The 17680-nt window shown below is 64.5% G+C and carries 16 protein-coding genes; 9 read left to right on the top strand and 7 right to left on the bottom strand.

The genetic code is table 11. The features are described from left to right. The first annotated feature begins 6 nt into the window (after positions 1–6). The 5 genes from JOH52_RS01820 (at position 7) to JOH52_RS01840 (ending at position 5043) form a co-directional block, all read left to right on the top strand. On the top strand, positions 7–777 hold the full coding sequence (locus tag JOH52_RS01820) for an SDR family NAD(P)-dependent oxidoreductase (RefSeq protein WP_010968851.1): 771 nt from the start codon (positions 7–9) through the stop codon (positions 775–777). Next, positions 774–1694, top strand: coding sequence for a 2-dehydro-3-deoxygalactonokinase (locus tag JOH52_RS01825; protein WP_014529077.1), 921 nt, complete (start codon positions 774–776; stop codon positions 1692–1694). Before JOH52_RS01820 ends, JOH52_RS01825 begins: the two co-directional genes overlap by 4 nt. 14 nt (positions 1695–1708) lie before the next feature. Further along, positions 1709–2347, top strand: a complete 639-nt coding sequence (locus JOH52_RS01830) for a 2-dehydro-3-deoxy-6-phosphogalactonate aldolase (RefSeq protein ID WP_010968849.1) — start codon at positions 1709–1711, stop codon at positions 2345–2347. Then, positions 2344–3228 carry an SMP-30/gluconolactonase/LRE family protein gene (locus JOH52_RS01835; RefSeq protein ID WP_010968848.1) on the top strand — a complete coding sequence of 295 codons (885 nt, stop codon included), beginning with the start codon at positions 2344–2346 and terminating at the stop codon, positions 3226–3228. Before JOH52_RS01830 ends, JOH52_RS01835 begins: the two co-directional genes overlap by 4 nt. A gap of 90 nt (positions 3229–3318) precedes the next feature. Further along, positions 3319–5043: an IlvD/Edd family dehydratase gene (locus JOH52_RS01840; RefSeq protein WP_010968847.1), complete on the top strand. Its 1725-nt coding sequence runs from the start codon at positions 3319–3321 to the stop codon at positions 5041–5043. 64 nt (positions 5044–5107) lie between these two features. Here JOH52_RS01840 and JOH52_RS01845 read toward each other — a convergent pair whose 3' ends face one another. Continuing rightward, entirely contained in the window at positions 5108–5254 is a 147-nt protein-coding gene (locus JOH52_RS01845; RefSeq protein ID WP_170323376.1) for a hypothetical protein, read from the bottom strand. Between the two features lie 153 nt (positions 5255–5407). Between JOH52_RS01845 and JOH52_RS01850 the strand changes: the two genes are divergently transcribed. Then, the gene (locus JOH52_RS01850; protein WP_010968846.1) at positions 5408–6046 is read left to right on the top strand and encodes a PRC-barrel domain-containing protein; all 639 of its coding nucleotides are present in this window, start codon (positions 5408–5410) and stop codon (positions 6044–6046) included. Positions 6047–6128: 82 nt separating this feature from the next. Here the strand turns inward: JOH52_RS01850 and JOH52_RS01855 are convergent, their stop codons facing one another. After that, positions 6129–7673, bottom strand: coding sequence for a trimethylamine methyltransferase family protein (locus JOH52_RS01855; protein ID WP_010968845.1), 1545 nt, complete (start codon positions 7671–7673; stop codon positions 6129–6131). A 90-nt stretch (positions 7674–7763) separates the two neighbouring features. Between JOH52_RS01855 and JOH52_RS01860 the strand changes: the two genes are divergently transcribed. Then, complete coding sequence (locus JOH52_RS01860) at positions 7764–8735, top strand: LysR substrate-binding domain-containing protein (RefSeq protein ID WP_013844087.1); 972 nt, start codon at positions 7764–7766, stop codon at positions 8733–8735. On the opposite strand, the gene JOH52_RS01865 is transcribed toward JOH52_RS01860, so the two are convergent. Together JOH52_RS01865 and JOH52_RS01870 are read right to left on the bottom strand one after the other, a co-directional pair. Further along, a complete protein-coding gene (locus JOH52_RS01865; RefSeq protein WP_010968843.1) occupies positions 8711–10057 on the bottom strand; it encodes a putative bifunctional diguanylate cyclase/phosphodiesterase in 1347 nt (448 codons plus the stop codon). The genes JOH52_RS01860 and JOH52_RS01865 overlap by 25 nt on opposite strands. Further along, positions 10054–11919, bottom strand: a complete 1866-nt coding sequence (locus JOH52_RS01870; RefSeq protein WP_013844086.1) for a response regulator — start codon at positions 11917–11919, stop codon at positions 10054–10056. The genes JOH52_RS01865 and JOH52_RS01870 overlap by 4 nt, the downstream gene beginning before the upstream one ends. A 238-nt stretch (positions 11920–12157) precedes the next feature. Here JOH52_RS01870 and mutL point away from each other — a divergent pair, with 238 nt between their 5' ends. Beyond that, positions 12158–13975: a DNA mismatch repair endonuclease MutL gene (gene mutL, locus JOH52_RS01875; protein WP_010968841.1), complete on the top strand. Its 1818-nt coding sequence runs from the start codon at positions 12158–12160 to the stop codon at positions 13973–13975. 93 nt (positions 13976–14068) lie between these two features. Further along, positions 14069–14302 carry a DUF2093 domain-containing protein gene (locus JOH52_RS01880; protein ID WP_010968840.1) on the top strand — a complete coding sequence of 78 codons (234 nt, stop codon included), beginning with the start codon at positions 14069–14071 and terminating at the stop codon, positions 14300–14302. 122 nt (positions 14303–14424) lie between these two features. Here the strand turns inward: JOH52_RS01880 and lpxK are convergent, their stop codons facing one another. The 3 genes from lpxK to waaA form a co-directional block, all read right to left on the bottom strand. Beyond that, positions 14425–15465, bottom strand: a complete 1041-nt coding sequence (lpxK, locus tag JOH52_RS01885; RefSeq protein ID WP_010968838.1) for a tetraacyldisaccharide 4'-kinase — start codon at positions 15463–15465, stop codon at positions 14425–14427. Between the two features lie 142 nt (positions 15466–15607). Next, on the bottom strand, positions 15608–16318 hold the full coding sequence (locus JOH52_RS01890) for an HAD family hydrolase (RefSeq protein ID WP_010968837.1): 711 nt from the start codon (positions 16316–16318) through the stop codon (positions 15608–15610). A gap of 36 nt (positions 16319–16354) precedes the next feature. Beyond that, positions 16355–17668 carry a lipid IV(A) 3-deoxy-D-manno-octulosonic acid transferase gene (waaA, locus tag JOH52_RS01895; RefSeq protein WP_013844084.1) on the bottom strand — a complete coding sequence of 438 codons (1314 nt, stop codon included), beginning with the start codon at positions 17666–17668 and terminating at the stop codon, positions 16355–16357. Positions 17669–17680: the final 12 nt, after the last annotated feature.

Below are 17680 nucleotides of genomic sequence, written 5' to 3' on the forward strand. Positions count from 1 at the left end.
GAAGCCATGACTTTGCCGAGCAGCCAGTTTCCCGACCTGCGCGATCGCGGAGTTCTGGTCACCGGCGGCGGCTCCGGCATAGGGGCCGCACTGGTGGAGGCGTTCGCCCGCCAGGGCGCCCGCGTCGCCTTCGTGGACATCGCAGCGGAATCGAGCCTGGCGCTCTGCGAGAAGGTCGCGGCGCAGACCGGACAGGCGCCGCATTTCATCCAAGCAGACCTTCGCAATGTCGAGGCCGTGCGGGCCGCAGCCGATGAGGCGGTGGCCAAACTCGGCTCCGTCCGTGTCCTCGTCAACAACGCCGCGCGCGACGACCGGCAAGCGCTCGAAGCGGTGACTGAGGAGAGCTGGGACGAAAGTCTTTCCGTCAACCTCAGACATCTCTTTTTCATGTGCCAGGCGGTCGCGCCCCACATGCAGCGGCAAGGCGGCGGATCGATCGTCAATTTCTCCTCGATCGCCTTCCTGCTCAATATGCCGGAGATCCCCGCCTACTCGACCGCCAAAGCCGGGATCATCGGCCTCACCAAATCGCTCGCCGGCAAGCTCGGACCGGACAATATCCGCGTCAACGCGATCCTGCCCGGCATGATCGTTACGGAGCGGCAGCGGCGCTTGTGGCTCACGGAAGAATCGATCGCACGGATGCAGGAAAGGCAGTGCCTCAAGCGCATGCTCGTCGCCGACGATCTCGTCGGGCCCTGCCTCTTTCTGGCGTCGGACAGTTCGGCGGCGATGACCGCACAGGCCATGATCATCGATGGAGGCGTGTTTTGACGACGGCAGGCTATTATGCCGCAGTGGATTGGGGGACATCGAGCTTCCGCCTGTGGATCATCGGAGAGGACGGTGCGGTGCTGGCCGAACGCCGCAGCGCCGAGGGCATGACGACGGCCGCAAAGACCGGTTTTCACACGATTCTTGACGGCCATCTCGCCGCGGTCTCCGCGCCTGCGCATCTGCCGATCATCATCTGCGGCATGGCAGGCGCCCGACAGGGCTGGAAGGAGGCCGGGTATATCGAAACGCCGGCAGCACTCGCCGAGATTGCCGGCCGTGCCACAGCCATTCCCGATCTCGACCGCGACATCCGCATCCTCCCGGGCCTTGCCCAGCGCGACCGACGGCATCCGGACGTCATGCGCGGCGAGGAAACGCAGCTGCTCGGCGCTGCCGCGCATCTCGGCGCCGGCAGCCATCTCGTCTGCATGCCCGGCACGCACAGCAAATGGGTTCGTCTTGCCGACGACAGGGTCGAGGGCTTCTCCACCTTCATGACCGGCGAGCTCTTCGACACCATCGCGCGCCACACCATCCTCAGCCATGCGGTGGCAGAAGCGGATACCTTCGCGGCCGGGAGTGCAGCCTTTACGGATGCTGTAAGCCGCACGAGGGAGAACCCGGCGCTCGCAACCAATCTGCTTTTCTCCGTTCGTGCCGGGCAGCTTCTGCACGGCACCGCCGCCGCCGACGCGAGAGCGCAATTGTCCGGGACCCTGATCGGCCTGGAGATCGCCGGAGCGCTCGCAGGGTCGGGCTCGGTGGACGGCGTATGTCTCGTCGGCTCCGGTGGACTCGGCACGCTTTATCGTACTGCCCTCGAAAGCCAGGGCCTCAACGTCCGGGCGGTCGACGCCGACGAGGCGGTGCGGGCCGGTCTTTCCGCTGCCGCCCGTGCGATTTGGCCTTTGTGATAGAAAGAAAGAACATGGACAGAATCCCCCTGCCGCCGATGGAACGCCCGCTGATCGCGATCCTGCGCGGTCTAAAGCCGGAGGAGGCGGAAGGCGTCGTCGGCGCCCTTATCGAAACAGGCTTCACGGCGATCGAGATCCCGCTGAATTCGCCCGACCCGTTTCGCTCCATCGAGACGGCCGTCAAGATGGCTCCGGCCGGGTGCCTTATCGGCGCCGGTACGGTGCTGACGACGGCCCAGGTGGAACGCCTCGCCGATGTCGGCGGGCGGCTGATGGTGAGCCCCAATGTCGAGCCGGCAGTCATCCGACTTGCCGCGACGAAAGGCATGGTCACGATGCCCGGCGTTTTCACGCCGACGGAGGCATTGGCGGCTGCCGCCGCCGGAGCCAGCGGCCTCAAGTTCTTTCCGGCAAGCGTGCTCGGCCCCTCCGGCATCACGGCGATCCGCGCGGTGCTGCCGGGCGATCTCGAGATCGCGGCGGTCGGCGGCGTGTCGGAGGTCAATTTCGCCGACTATGCAGCGATCGGGATCCGCAGCTTCGGGCTGGGTTCGAGCCTTTACAAGCCCGGAATGAGCGCCGGCGATGTGCGACAGCGGGCCATTGCGACGCTCGCAGCCTATGATGCCGTCTATGGAGGCCAGCAGTGACCGATCTCGTTCCCTTTTCCGGCCGCACCCTTTCGGAAGCCGCGTCCGAACTCGGCGAAGGCCCTACCTTCGACCCCGGCACAGGAACGGCCTGGTGGTTCAATATAACGGGCCGCGAGCTGCATGAGCTGCATCTCGAAAGCGGACGGAAGGCGATCCATCCCCTGCCCTTCCTCGGCAGCGTGCTTGCGGTGATCGATCCCTTGCGGCAGTTGATCGCCTCGGATCAGGGCCTTTTCGTGCGCGACACCGAGAGCTCGAAGCTCGGCCACTTCGCCACGCTTGAAGAAAAGCCGGGCAACCGCTCCAACGACGGACGCATCCATCCCTGCGGCGCGCTCTGGATCGGCACTATGGGGCGCAGCGCCGAGAAGCATGCGGGTGCGATCTACCACGTTGCCGGCAGCCGCGTCACGAAGCTCTATAGCAACATCACCATTCCCAATGCGATCTGCTTTTCTCCGGATGGGGCCACCGCCTATTTCACCGACACCGACGTCAACCAGCTGATGCGCGTCGACATAGATCCGGCGACGGCGCTCCCGACCGGCGATCCGGTGCTGCTTTCGGACGAAAGCACGAGCCCGGGCGGCGTCGACGGCGCCGTCTGCGATGCCGATGGGCTGATCTGGAACGCCCGCTGGGGCGCAAGCGCCGTGGAGGTCTATAAACCCGACGGCCAGAAGGTCGCCCGCTACGCCGTGCCGGCGACGCAGCCGAGCTGCCCGGCTTTCGTCGGCGCCAAGGCCGAACGGCTTCTGGTGACCTCTGCCTGGCAAGGCATGGACGACGCCGCACGGGCAGCCGACCCGCATGCCGGGAAAACCTTCGAGCTCGGGATCGAGGTCAAAGGGCGCTTCGAGCCGGCATTCCGACTTTAAATCCCGCCGACCAACAAAGACTGGCGTCGCGCCGGCGAAAAATCATACAATTGCTCCATTGCGCTGAATCGCGGTGGAAGGAGTGCTCGGATGAGCGACAAGAAAAAAGAACTGAGAAGCCGTCACTGGTACGGCGGCACGCACAAGGATGGCTTCATTCATCGGTCCTGGATGAAGAATCAGGGGTTTCCCGACCATGTTTTCGACGGCCGGCCGATCATCGGCATATGCAACACCTGGTCGGAGCTCACGCCCTGCAACAGCCATCTGCGTATCCTCGCCGAAGGGGTGAAGCGCGGCGTCTGGGAAGCGGGGGGCTTTCCGGTCGAATTTCCGGTGTCGTCGCTCGGGGAGACGCAGATGCGTCCGACCGCCATGCTCTTCCGCAACCTGCTCGCAATGGATGTCGAAGAGGCTATCCGCGCCTACGGCATCGACGGCGTCGTGCTGCTCGGCGGCTGCGACAAGACGACCCCCGGCCAGCTGATGGGGGCGGCCTCGGTCGACCTCCCGACGATCGTCGTTTCCTCCGGTCCCATGCTGAACGGCAAGTGGAAGGGCAAGGATATCGGTTCGGGCACGGATGTCTGGAAGTTTTCCGAAGCGGTACGCGCCGGCGAAATGAGCCTGCAGGAATTCATGGCCGCCGAAAGCGGCATGTCGCGCTCGCCCGGCGTCTGCATGACCATGGGCACGGCGACGACGATGGCGTCGATCGTGGAAGCCATGGGCCTGTCGCTGCCGACGAACGCCGCCCTGCCCGCGGTCGACGCCCGCCGCATGGCGCTCTCTCACATGACCGGCAAGCGCATCGTCGAGATGGTGCATGAGGACCTCAGGCTGTCGAAAATCCTGACAAAGGAGAACTTCGAGAACGGCATCATCGCCAATGCCGCCGTCGGCGGATCGACCAATGCCGTGGTCCACATGCTGGCGATCGCCGGACGCGCGGGTATCGACCTCTGTCTCGAGGATTTCGATCGGGTAGGCGGTCAGGTGCCCTGCATCGTCAACTGCATGCCGTCGGGCAAGTATCTCATCGAGGATCTCGCCTATGCGGGCGGCCTGCCGGCCGTGATGAACCGTATCCAGCACCTGCTTCATCCCGACGCACCGACGGTTTTCGGCGTTCCGATCAGCAAATATTGGGAGGCCGCGGAGGTCTATAACGACGACGTCATCCGCCCGCTCGACAACCCGTTGCGTGCGGCGGCGGGCATTCGCGTGCTGAAGGGTAATCTTGCGCCCAACGGTGCGGTGATCAAGCCGTCTGCAGCAAGCGAACACCTGCTCGCCCACGAGGGACCGGCCTATGTCTTCGACACGATCGAAGACCTCAGGGCCAAGATCGACGATCCCGACCTGCCGGTCACCGAAGACACGATCCTCGTGCTCAAGGGTTGCGGACCGAAGGGCTATCCCGGCATGGCAGAGGTCGGCAACATGCCGATTCCACGCAGGCTCGTCGAAAAGGGCGTGCGCGACATGGTGCGCATCTCCGATGCGCGCATGTCCGGCACCGCCTTCGGCACCGTCGTTCTCCATGTGAGCCCCGAAGCCAATGCCGGCGGGCCCCTGGCGATCGTCAGGACCGGCGACCGGATCCGCCTCGACGCCCTGAAAGGCGAGCTGAACCTTCTCGTCAGCGAGGAAGAACTGGCGGCCCGCATGGCGGCCTGGCAGCCGCCCGAACAGAAATGGCATCGCGGCTATTACAAACTCTATCACGACACGGTGCTGCAGGCCGACAAGGGCGCGGACCTCGATTTCCTCGTCGGCAAGAGCGGCAGCGAGGTTCTCCGCGAAAGCCACTAGATCACGATGATCTTAGGTCGGTTCGTTCTGAGATCATGAAAGGCGATCGACCCGAAGACAACTCTTATGCGATGTTCCTGCGCCGCATGTTCACCCGAACCTGCGGCGCAGCTGTTTTTGGGCGGCAAGCATGAAAGCCTTGCGCCAGCCGACTTTGGGCGTTCATTTTTTCCGGAACAGTTTGCGTTGCCGGGCGTTGCTTGAGTGTCATCGGCGCAGCATCCCTGGCCCAACTTGAGGCTGCGCCTGATCACGGTGATTTCGCCGTGATCGATACCAAAGAGCCAGAGCGGGATGCGGGCGGAAACCCGCACAAGACTTTCGTCCCGTCCTGGTCGACAACGTCAACGAAAGGCAGTCTGACATGAAAGAGAGACTTATATCTTCCGTTGCCGCTGGCGCGCTTCTCGTGGGCGTTGCCGTTGCCCCGATGAGCTTCGCACAGCAAACCACGACGCCGCCGGCTACGGCACCTGAAACCCAGACCATGGAACCGGCTCCGGCTCCGGCCCCGGCTACACCGCCGGCCGCCGACGAGCAGGCGCAGACCCCGGATACGGCAGACAAGACGACCGATATGGCGGCTGGTGACGCCACCTACCTGACCGAGCAGGCGGAGAATCAAGTTTCCGCCAACACCTATATCGGCCAGTCCGTCTACAATGCCAGCGATGAAAGCATCGGCGAGATCAACGACCTGATCATCGAGAAGGAAGGCGGTATCGCTGCAGCTGTCGTCGGAGTTGGCGGCTTCCTCGGTATCGGGGAAAAGAACGTCGCAGTTCCGTTCGACAAGATCGCAGTCGCCGACCAGCCCGACTCGGATGACATCAAGCTGACGACCACCGAAACGGCCGACTCTCTGAAGGCCGCACCGGAGTTCAAGACGAAATCGCAGCTGATGGCCGAGCGTAACGCCGACCAGCCGGTCGATACGTCGACGACTTCCGCAACGGGTACAACCCCGGCACCGGCGCCTGCGGAACCTGCCCCTCAGCAGTAAGCCGTAGGCTCTAAAATGAACGACTGGAGCGGCGCCCATGGCGCCGCTTTCCGTCGTTAGGTGGCGACGCGGCGGGAGTGCTCTAATACCAGGCGTCGGCCATGCCGTTTTTGCGTGTTGCGACATAGTCGTTCAGCGCTTCGTCGATTGCCGCATCCAAGGGCGGCGCCTCGTATTCGGCGAGAGCCTTTTTCCAGCTCCTGTTCGCGCGCAGCGCCATGTCGGTTTCGCCCTGTTCCACCCATTTCTCGAATGGTTCGTTGTCGGAAAGGGCGCTGTCCCAGAAGGCGGTCTGATAATTGCGCATCGTGTGGCCGCAGCCAAGGAAGTGGCTGCCCGGACCAACCTCCAGGAAGGCGTCCATGGCCAGCGTATTGTCATCGACAACGACGCCGGCAAGGTAGGAATGCAGTGCCCCGCAGAAATCCATGTCCATCATGAATTTCTCGTAGGACATCGCCAGCAGCCCGTCGGCAAAGCCTGCCGAATGCAGGACGAAATTGGCGCCGCAATGGACCGCTGAAAGCATCGACATGACGCCTTCCTGCATCGCCTGAGCATCCGGCCGCTTTGAGTTGGAGAAGTTTCCGGCGCAGCGCAACGGCAGGCCGAGCCGGCGCGCGAGCTGGCCGATGACCATGCTGCCGATTGCCGGCTCCGGCGTGCCGAAGGTCGGCGAGCCCGAGCGGAGCGACATCGACGACAGAAAGTTGCCGAAGATGACCGGCGCGCCCTTGCGTTCGAGCTGCGTCAGTGCACAGCCGGCAAGCGTTTCGGCATAGGATTGCGCGATCGCCCCGGCATTGGTGACCGGCCCCATCGCGCCGCCGAGAATGAACGGCACGATCACCGCGGCCTGGTTGGCGCGGGCATAGGCCCGCAGCGACTTCGTCATCGTGCCGTCCCAGACGAGCGGCGAGTTGACGTTGACATTGCCGAGAATGACACAGTTCCCGTCGACGAAATCGGCGCCGAAAAGAATGCGGGCCATTTCGATCGAATCCTCGGCACGTCCCTCCGAGGTAATCGACCCCATGAAGGCGCGATCGGAGTATTTTATGTGGCTGTAGACCATGTCGAGATGGCGTTTGTTCACCGGCACGTCGCACGGTTCGCAGATGGTGCCGCCGGAGTGGTGCAGCCAGGGGCTCGACTGGGCGAGCTTCACCAGATTGCGGAAGTCCTCGATGGTGCCGTAGCGCCTGCCCTTGTCCAGATCCATGACGAAGGGAGAACCGTATGCCGGAGAGAAAACCACGTTTCGGCCGCCGATCTCGACGCTGCGGGCCGGGTTGCGGGCGTGCTGCGTGAATTGCGCCGGCGCCGAGCGGACGATCTCTTTCAGCATGCCCGGCTCGAAGCTGACGCGAAGGCCTTCGATTTTTGCCCCGGCGCGCCGCCAGTGGTCGAGCGCCACCGGATCGTCGCGAAACTCGATGCCGACTTCGGCGAGAATGCGGTCGGCCACCCGCTCGATCCGCTCCAGGTTCTCCTCGCCGAGGATGTCATAGGTCGGTATATTGCGGACGATGTAGGGGACGCCGAGATTCTTGCTGCCCTCGCGCCGCTGCGGTCGCCCGCTCCGGGTCCGTTTCGGCGCCTCGCCGGTTGCTTCCGCCATTTCCATGATCAATCTCCCATCATTTGCAATGATGGTATTGACGAGAGAGGCTGTTGTAACGCAGGAAAAATTCGACGCTTGATATAAGTGGTACTTATGGAAAACCTGCGCCGTCTCCTCCCGTCGGCCGCAAGCCTCATCGTCTTTGAGGCGGCCGGCCGGCATCAGAACTTCACACGCGCTGCCAGTGAGCTCGGAATGACTCAGGCGGCGGTGTCCTACGCCATTCGAGGACTCGAGAACCAGCTGGGCGTGCCGCTGTTCCACCGGGTGCACCGGGCGGTCCAACTGACGGAAGCCGGCGAGAAGTTTCACGCGGATGTCTCGGTCGGCCTCGCGCGGATCCAGAAGTCGGCCGAAGACATCCGCGCCAAGGGGCGCGAGACCAACGTGACGCTGGCGGCCTCGACGGCCTTCGCCTCCATGTGGATGCTGCCGCGGCTCGCCCGCCTGCGCGAAGACCTGCCGGAGATCGACCTTCGTATCCAGACCAGCGTGCGCGACCTCGATCTGGATGATGAGCCGATCCCGCTCGGAATCCGCGGCGGGGACCCGAGCCATTGGCCGCGCTACCATGCGGCGGTGCTGGCCGATGAAGTCATCCAGGCCGTGGCGACGCCGGCCTATATCGAGACGCATGGGCTGCCGGCAACGCCCGCGGACCTCATCAGGCACAATCTCATCCACCTCGAAGAACCGGTAAGGCGGGCCTGCGACTGGACCGAATGGTTCGCGAGCGCGGGCCTTGCCTACCCGACCCAAGGCAAGCGCCTCGCGATCAACGATTACGTGCTCGTGATCCAGGCCGTTCTGGCGGGAGAGGGCATCGCGCTCGGCTGGGAGCATCTGACCGCCCGACAGGTGCGCTCCGGCGCGCTGGTGCCGGTCGGCGGGCATGTGCTGCGGACGGGCCAAGCCTTCTACGTCGTCTGGCCGCGGTCACGCGAACTCAACAGTCAGGCGCGGCGCATTCGCGACTGGCTTTTGGAGGAGGGCCTGCGCGACCGTCCGGGGACCGACACCGCGAGCGGGCATGAGGCGCTTCAGCGCACCGCCGTATCCCGATAATGCTCCGAAAGGTAACGCAGGGTCGCATCGGCATCGGCGGGCTTGCCGTAGAAATAGCCCTGTCCCAGGCCGCAGCCGAGCGCTTTGAGCTTCAGCGCCTCGGATGAATGCTCGATGCCTTCGGCGACCACGGCGAGTTCCAGTCCCTCGCACATCGAAACGATCGCCTTGACGATATGTTCTGAAGTCCGGTCGGTGGAAATCCCCGAAACGAAGGTCCGGTCTATCTTCACCTTGTCGAGGGAAAAATCCCTGAGCCGCCCGAGGCTCGACTGACCCGTTCCGAAATCGTCCAGCGACACGCGCACGCCGGCCGCTCTCAATTCGGTGACGATCCTCTGGGCGGTGCCGGCGTCGGCCATCGCAGCGGTCTCGGTGATCTCGAGTTCGAGGCGCCGGGGGTCGAGGCCCACCTGAGCTATGATTGCCAGAAGCCGAGCGCTCGTCGCCGGATCCATCAGCTGGACCGAGGACAGGTTGAAGGACAGGAAGAGGTCCTCCGGCCAGGACAGGGCAGCCCGCGCCGCCTTGCGCAGAAGCATCTCGGAAAGCGCGTCGATGAAGCCGCGCTCTTCCGCGAAAGGCACGAACACCGCTGGCGAGACATAGCCGAGGTCGGCGTCGCACCAGCGTGCCAGCGCCTCGAAGCCCACCGGACGGTCGCTGCGCAGATCGACGATCGGTTGAAAGTGGACATCGATCCCACCGGCGATGATCGCGTTGCGCAGTGCCTGCTCAAGCTGCGTCGCGTGCTTCATCTCCTGTGCGATCTCTTGCGAATAGACGGTGATCTGTCCGCGGCCGCGCCGTTTCGAGCGGTAGAGCGCGGTATCGGCGCTCTTCAACAGGTCGTCGAACGTGTCTCCGGCAAAGGGATAGACAGCAAAGCCGAACGAGGCCGACAGCCGAACGTTCCGGTCGCCGAGCGCGAAGGGCGAGGAGAGCACTTCCTTGAGCATCTGGCCGCGCTTCTCCGCACTCCTTCGTTCAAAGACCAGCGGCAGGACGATGGCGAATTCGTCATCCGCGGTACGCGTCACCGTCGCGCCCTCGGGAACGCAGGCCTTCAGCCGGTGTGCCACCTGACGCAGGATCTGGTCGCCGGCCTCAGGGCCGAAGAGGTCGTTGATCGGCTTGAATCCATCCAGGTTTGCAAGGCCGATGGTAAAGGGTGCGGGATCGCTTGCCCGTTCGGCCGCGAGGGTGCAAACGGTTTCCTTGAGGTGGCGTGCATTGCCGAGTTCGGTCAATGGATCGACGAACGGGGCGCCATGCGTACTGTCGCGCTTCGGCCGATCGATACCGAGTTCCTGCAATGTCATTGCGATCCGCTCCGACCGGAACCCGAAACGCGCGTTTCACCCGCCGGCAGGTATTTCCGCAGCAGCATCTCGATCATATCCGGGCTGACCGGCTTCATGATGTGGTCGTCCATTCCCGATGTCCTGCAGCGCTCGAGGTCGATATCGAGCGCCTGGGCGGTCACGGCCACGATCGGCGTGCGACGGCCCGCGCGCTTTTCGGCCTGTCGAATGGCAATAGCGGCTTCAAAGCCGTTCATCACCGGCATGGCGACGTCCATCAGGACCAGGGCGGGCTGGAGTTCGTGCCAGAGGTCCACCGCTTCTCTTCCATCCGCGGCGATCCGGTGGGAGATCCCGAGCCCCTCCAGAATCTGCGCGAAGACGAACTGGTTGACCTGGTTGTCCTCCGCGACGAGGACTTCCACCGCCGGCGCATTCGTCGCGGACACCTGATCGCGGTCGAGCGCAATCCCCCATTCGGACTGCAGCAACGGAGAACGCGCGCCGCGGGCACAGACGCCGAAGATCTCCGCAAGCAGGATCGTCGCATCCGTATCGCTCGATACCTCGACCCATGTGCAGGCGCGCCAGGAGGCGAGGACGCCATGCTTCTCCGGAAAAGCGGCGTCGAGCAGAAGAAGGTCGATCTCCAATCCGCGGGCCTCGGCGGCCAGCGCGAAGGCGTCGAGCTCCTCGCCATTGCGGACCGCACAGGCGTCGAGCCCGGAGCCGCGCAGCCGCGCCACGAATCGCTCTTCCATTTCCCGGTCGGCGGTCGCCAGAAGCACGCGCAACCCGCGTGCCGGCAGCATGCCGATCTTCGATCCGGCACTGGCGAGTTGCTGCATGTCGAGCGACCGGAAGGGATCGTAGAAATTCTGCGCGGGCGTGAAGATGCTGTAGTCGCGGATCTGCAGGCCGGTGTCGCCGCCCTTTTCCGAGCCGCCATACCAGACGGCGATATCGGTGACGTCGTTCATGCAGGTGACGACGAAATGGCGGTCGGGCAGGCCGACACGATATTTGCGCGTCACGACCCAAAGGTCGCTGCCGTCGGCGCGAACGATATGCTCCGCCTCCGAATACGGCGTGCCTGTCTCCAGGACGTGGCGATCCGACCGTTCGAAGTGCTCCGCAAGCTCCGTTTCTACGAGATCCGAGGCGGAACGTCCGAGCATGGCGTCCGGCGCGAGATCGTGGATGGCGCTGAAGGCCTTGTTTACGGCGATGTAGTGGAGGTTACGGTCCTTGACGCAGATGGGATTGGGTTGAGCGTTGAGGATCTCTTCCGTCAGGGCGATCCGCTGGAGATCGGTCCGGGCCTGCTCGTCGCGCTTCTTCTGTTCGGAGACATCGCTGACGGCGAGAAGGCCGATACCGCTCGACAGCCGCCGCTGACGCAGAGAGAGCCAGCGCGTCCGGCCGGCCCGTTCGACATTTTCGTAGCGCTCCCGCCAGTGAAGCGCCATCTGCTCGGCGATCCAGTCTTCGCGGTTCGGCCTGTGCCGGCTGGACTCCGGCAAGGTTCCGGGGCGCACGCCGGTATCGTAGACCGCCCCCAAAAAATCGCGCAGCCGCGTCCCGGGAACCAGCATGCCGGCGGGCACGGGGAAAAATTGCAGTATCGAGGTGCTCGCGAAGGTGATGGTGTCGTCCCGGCCGAAAACGAGCAAGGCGGCGCCAAGCGTTTCGCCGCTTGCCTCCAGAATGATCCTGCTGATGTCTGCGCCGCCCGACGCCACATCATTCATCGCGCTGCCCTCGTTCCCGCTACAGCGCCAGCCGTCCTCGGACGCATAACGGGTGCTGTAGCACTCTGACTGCTGAACGGCCTTCCCGGCCCGGTTACGGTCCGGCGAACCGATCAGCAGCGGTTTCATTTCGGGACATGCTGGCCGCCTTTGGGGCATCCTTGAAGGGATGCGGGCGGCGTCCAGCAACGCCGCGGTGCTCCAGAGGCAAAAACCCGACGATCATTCAGGTTGCTGTGGAAAATTGCAGCAGAACGTTAAAGCCCGATTAAGTCGCAATCCTGCTTTTTGCAGGTACCGGCCGACAGCTATGGAGAAGTGTGAGCGCGGGGCTTTCCCTCCCTCTCCGAATCCTGGAAAATAGGACATGGCCATCAAGCAACTTTCCGAAACGCTCATCAACCAGATCGCCGCCGGCGAAGTCATCGAACGACCGGCGAGCGCCGCGAAGGAATTGATCGAGAACGCGCTCGATGCGGGCGCGACCAGGATCGAGATCGCGACCGCCGGTGGCGGCAAGACGCTCCTCAGGGTCACCGACAACGGCATCGGCATGTCGCCGGCCGATCTCGAACTGGCGATCCGCCGACATTGCACCTCCAAGCTCAATGACAGCCTCGCCGACATCCGGACGCTCGGCTTCCGCGGCGAAGCCCTGCCTTCGATCGGATCGGTGGCGCGCCTGTCGATCACCACGAGGACGGCGGAGGCCCGGGAAGGCGCGGCGATCACGGTCACCGGCGGCAGGAGCGAACCCGCACGCCCGTCGGCCGCTATCGTAGGCACCGTGGTCGAGGTGCGCGACCTCTTCTTCGCGACCCCGGCGCGGCTGAAATTCATGAAGTCGGAAAAGGCCGAGGCGGCTGCGATCTCTGAAGTCGTCCGGCGTATGGCGATCGCCTTTCCGAGAGTGCGTTTCGTGCTTTCCGGCTCCGATCGCACGACGCTCGAATTCCCCGCAACAGGCGACGACCGGCTGGCACGGATGGCGCAAGTGCTCGGCCGCGACTTCCGCGACAATGCCATCGAGATCGACGCCGAGCGCGAGGGTGCACGGCTGACGGGCTTTGCCGGTGTCCCGACCTTCAACCGCGGCAATTCGCTTCAGCAATATGCCTTCGTCAACGGCCGCCCGGTCCAGGACAAGCTGATCATGTCCGCTCTCCGCGCCGCCTATGCCGAGACCATCCCGCAGGGGCGCTACCCGATCGCGGTTCTGTCGATCACGCTCGATCCGGCTCTAGTTGACGTCAACGTCCATCCGGCAAAATCGGACGTGCGCTTCCGCGATCCCGGACTGATCCGCGGCTTGATCATCGGCGCCATCCGCGAGGCGTTGACGCGTGAGGGAGACCGGGCGGCGACGACCGGGGCGCATGGATTGATGCGCGCCTTCCGCCCCGAGTTCCACCGGGCAGGCCAGCAAAGGCCGCAGGAACCCTGGAGTGCAGCCGCCTCGCCCCATCGGCCGCTGCGCTTCGAAGAGGCCGCGCGCGGTTTTGCAGAAGCACCACAGGCGGCCTTCTCTGATTTCGCCCAGCCGTCTGCGCGCAGCGCTGCCGCCGCCGTCGAGGCGACGCGGGCGACCGATGGACAGGCGGCCTCCTTCCCGCTTGGCGCCGCCCGCGCCCAGCTTCACGAAAACTATATCGTCGCCCAGACCGACGACGGCCTCGTCATCGTCGACCAGCACGCCGCCCATGAGCGGCTCGTCTTCGAGACGATGCGAACGGCGCTCCACGCCCGCCCGGTGCCCGCGCAGGCGCTGCTCATTCCGGAGATCGTCGGCCTGCCGGAAGACGATTGCGACCGGCTGATGGCGCATGCCGAGGAGTTCACGCGGCTCGGGCTGGCCATCGAGCGCTTCGGCCCGGCGGCGGTCGCCGTCCGCGAAACGCCGGCAATGCTCGGCGAGATGGACGCCGCCGGACTGGTGCGGCAGCTTGCCGACGAGCTTGCGGAATGGGACACGGCCAGTGGACTTGCAGGGCGGCTCGAATATCTGGCCGCCACCATGGCCTGCCACGGCTCCGTGCGCTCCGGCCGCCGCCTGCGCACCGAGGAGATGAACGCCCTGCTTCGCCAGATGGAGGCGACGCCCGGCTCCGGGCAATGCAATCACGGCCGGCCGACCTATATCGAACTCAAGCTCGCCGACATCGAGCGGCTTTTCGGCCGGAGTTGAGAACCTGCCGGAACCATATTCCGAAACCGCTGGTTTTTTGCAGAGCGCCACGATAGATCAGGACGTTCACGAGAAGACGAGGCCCGTTCAGGCATGATGAACCGTTTTGAAGGAAGCTCCTCCCGGGAGGCGAAGATCCGCTATCTCGACGGAGACTTCCAAGTCGTACTTGCCGGCTCGCACGTGATCTGTGCCGTTACGGGCAAGCCCGTCCCGGTCGATGAACTGCGTTACTGGAGTGTCGCCCGCCAGGAAGCTTACGTCGATGCTGCCGCCTCGCTCGAGGCTGACCGACGCGCCGGCGTTTTGCCGGGTCAGCAGCCATAGAGCACTTCACTCTTCTGTCAGCCCCTCGCCCGCTTGCCGTAATGAACACCGGAAGCTTCATCCCCGTCGGCGACCATATCTGCAACTTTGCCTTCCCAGCACGATGCCCTCCGTAACCAGCATTAGCCCGCCTTACGCTCGCGCAATCGGCGGGCACGGGCGGAGGCAAGTGCCGCGTCGATGATCTTTCCCGGCGCTGCCGGATCGTCGAAGCGCACTTCGATCTCGATCACGCGGCTCTTTGCCGCCAGTTCCCCTGCCCGCCCGTGGCCGGGCTCCAGACGGACCATGTCCTTGGCCGTGGTCACCAGCGTGTAGCCCCGGCTTGCGGCGCGGTCGATTAGGTCGGCAATCTCGTCCTCGGAGAAATGATGGTGATCCGGGAAGCTCCGGGTCTCTTCGATGACCGCGCCGGTCTCGCGAACGGTCTTGAAGAACTTCTCCGGATCGGCAATTCCGGCCCAGGCAAGGACCTTGACGCCGTCGAGCGACCCTGCATCCGTGCGCACCGTTTCGGCCACATAGACGGGCTTGCCGGCCCGAGCCGCCCGGCGGACGAGAGGATCGGCGGCGGAACCGTGGCCGAGTTTCAGCAGAGCGTTGGCATGGCGCAGCTGATTGCCGATCGGCGCCCGAACGGGGCCGGAAGGCACGAGATGGCCGTTGCCGATACCGCGGCCGGAATCGACCACGAGAAGGGCGAAATCGAAGACGAGCCGGGCACTCTGGAATCCGTCATCCATGATGATGATGTCAGCGCCTTCCGCGGCAAGCTTGCGTGCGCCATCCACTCTGCGGCGGCAGATCACGGTCAGCGCCTCGCGGGCAAGCAGCAGCGGCTCGTCGCCGACATCGCGCGCGCGATGGTGCTCGGGGTCGACCACGGTCGTGACGTCCAGCGACCCGCCATAACCGCGGCTCAGGAAAGCGGGCTTCAGGCCGCGTGCCCTGGCGGCCCGCGCAATCGCGATCGCCGTCGGCGTCTTTCCGGCTCCGCCGACGGTGAAGTTGCCGATGCAGATCAGCGGTACGGCGGAGGTCGCCCGCCGCGCCCGGTCCATGCGCATCCCGGCGATCCGGCCGTACACCCAGGAAAAGGGCCAAAGAGCGTAGGCGCGCCAGTCGGCCTTGGTCCACCAGAACGGGGGCGCTTCTGAAACCATCTTTACTCGTAAATATCCGTGCGGCCGCTCCTGGCACCTCGTGGGCAGGAAGGGCAAATCCAGAACTTTCCGCCGCCGGCATCGGCCGTGAGCGGTGTGACCGGCGACAAAGAACGTCAGAACGGAGAAAAAGGCAAGCCGATCAGTTGGTGAGCACCGCTTCCAGCTCGGTAATATCGGCGAGGCAGTGGTCGCAAGCCGCGGCAAGCGACTGGCGCGATCCCGTGCCGGTCAAGACGGCAACCGTCATGCCGACGCCGGCACTGCGGCCCATATGCATGTCGTGATTGTTGTCGCCGACCACGGCCACTTGGTCGGGTGCAAGCCCCGTTGCGGCACAAAACCCGAGCACCATGCCGGGCTCCGGCTTTGTCCCAAAGCCGCTGTCGTAGCCGGCGACGTAATGCAGGTAGTCCTCGAAGCCGAAGCGCTTGGCGGTCTCCCGGATCGACCGCTCGTTGTCGCTCGAGGCGACGCCGAGCCGGTAACCTTTCGCGTGCAATCCGGCAAAAAAGGACGCGAGATCGGTCACGGGCACGGCATAATGCGCGGATTGTGCAAAGAGCCCGTCGAACACCGCCGTCAATTCTTCCACGGTAAACGGCGCGCCGGCGCCGACCATGCCGGTGGCAATCTCCACCGTATTGCCGGCCGCAAGCAGGCTGTCGGGAACGACATGTCCGCTGTCCGGATCCATCCCGCCCGCCTGAAGGAGGACACGCGCGAGGCTCTCGTTGCCCTTGGCGGCGATCCGCGCCAGCTCGTAATTCACCGGCACCCAGCTCTTCACATAATCGAGAAGGGTGCCGTCCTTGTCGAACAATATGCCGGCGATCGGTTTCGTTGCGGGCATGATCCCTTCCAGAATCGAGGCTTCAGGCTTCGGTTTTCAGGCTTCAGGGCGCGGCTCCAGCCGCGCCTTCACCACCAGCGGGTTGATGTAAGGATCGAGCCCCTTCATCGTCGCCGTCAGCGCGCCCCGCATCTGTTGCACGGTTTCGAGTCCGGCATTGATCATCGAGCGACGCATGTCGTCGTTGGCGAGCAGGTAGTTGACGCCCTTGGCGAGCATCTCCGTATCGCGCACGATCTTGGCGCTGCCGTTCTTGGCGAGCATCTGGTAGGTCTCGCGGAAATTCTGAACGTTTCCGCCGGAAAGCACCGCGCAGCCGAGCATTGCCGGCTCGAGCGGGTTCTGGCCGCCCTCGGCGAATAGCGAACGTCCGACGAAAGCGACTTCCGTCAGCCTCAGATAGAGCCCCATCTCGCCGATCGTATCCCCGAGTAGAATGTCGACTTCAGGTGTGACCGGATCGCCGCGCGTGCGGCGCGCGACCTTCAACCCCTTCGCGACCAGGGCAGCCTCGATCGCGTCGCAACGCTCCGGATGGCGAGGAACGATGATCGTCAGCAGCCCGGTTCTCTCCTTCAGCGCCTGGTGGACCGTCCCGGCCGCATTCTCCTCACCCTCGAAGGTCGAGATCGCAGCCCAGGTCTTTCGCGCACCGATCTGCTGGCGGTATTCGCGCAGGTCCCGGGGATCGTGCGGCGGCGCCTCGTTGTCCACCTTGAGGTTGCCGGAGACGGTGACCGGGAGCGCACCGAGCGTGCGGAAACGCTCCGCGTCGACATCGGATTGAGCGATGACGAGCGCGAGATTTTCGAAGAGAGCATCGGCAAGCGACGGCCGGCGCCTCCATCGGGCGAAGGTGCGGTCGGAAAGGCGGCCATTGACCAGAACCTGCGGAATATGGCGCCGGCCGAGCTCGATGATCGTCATCGGCCAGATTTCCGATTCTGCGATGATCGCCAGATCCGGCTGCCAATATTCCAGGAAACGGCTCACCGCCGGCTTGAAATCGAGCGGCACATACTGGTGCACGACGGCCGAGCCCAATCGCTCTGCGGCGACCCGCGCCGAGGTCGTCGTACCGGTGGTCAGCACCACGGCGATGCCGCGGCGGCGGATCTCCTTGATCAGCGGAGTGACTGCATTCGTCTCTCCGACACTGGCGGCGTGAAACCAGACGAGAGGGCCCTGGGGACGCGGCGCACTGGCATAGCCATAGCGTTCGCGCCGGCGTGCCGGGTCCTCCTTGCCCTTCGCCGCGCGGAGCGCAAGATAGGACCAGAAGAAGGGATAGACGGCCGTTCCGAGCCAGCGATAGCCGGAAAGTGCCAGCCTTGCGCGCAGGCTGCTCATGAACGCTTGCCC

It is taken from the genome of Sinorhizobium meliloti, from assembly GCF_017876815.1.
Lineage (GTDB): Bacteria > Pseudomonadota > Alphaproteobacteria > Rhizobiales > Rhizobiaceae > Sinorhizobium > Sinorhizobium meliloti.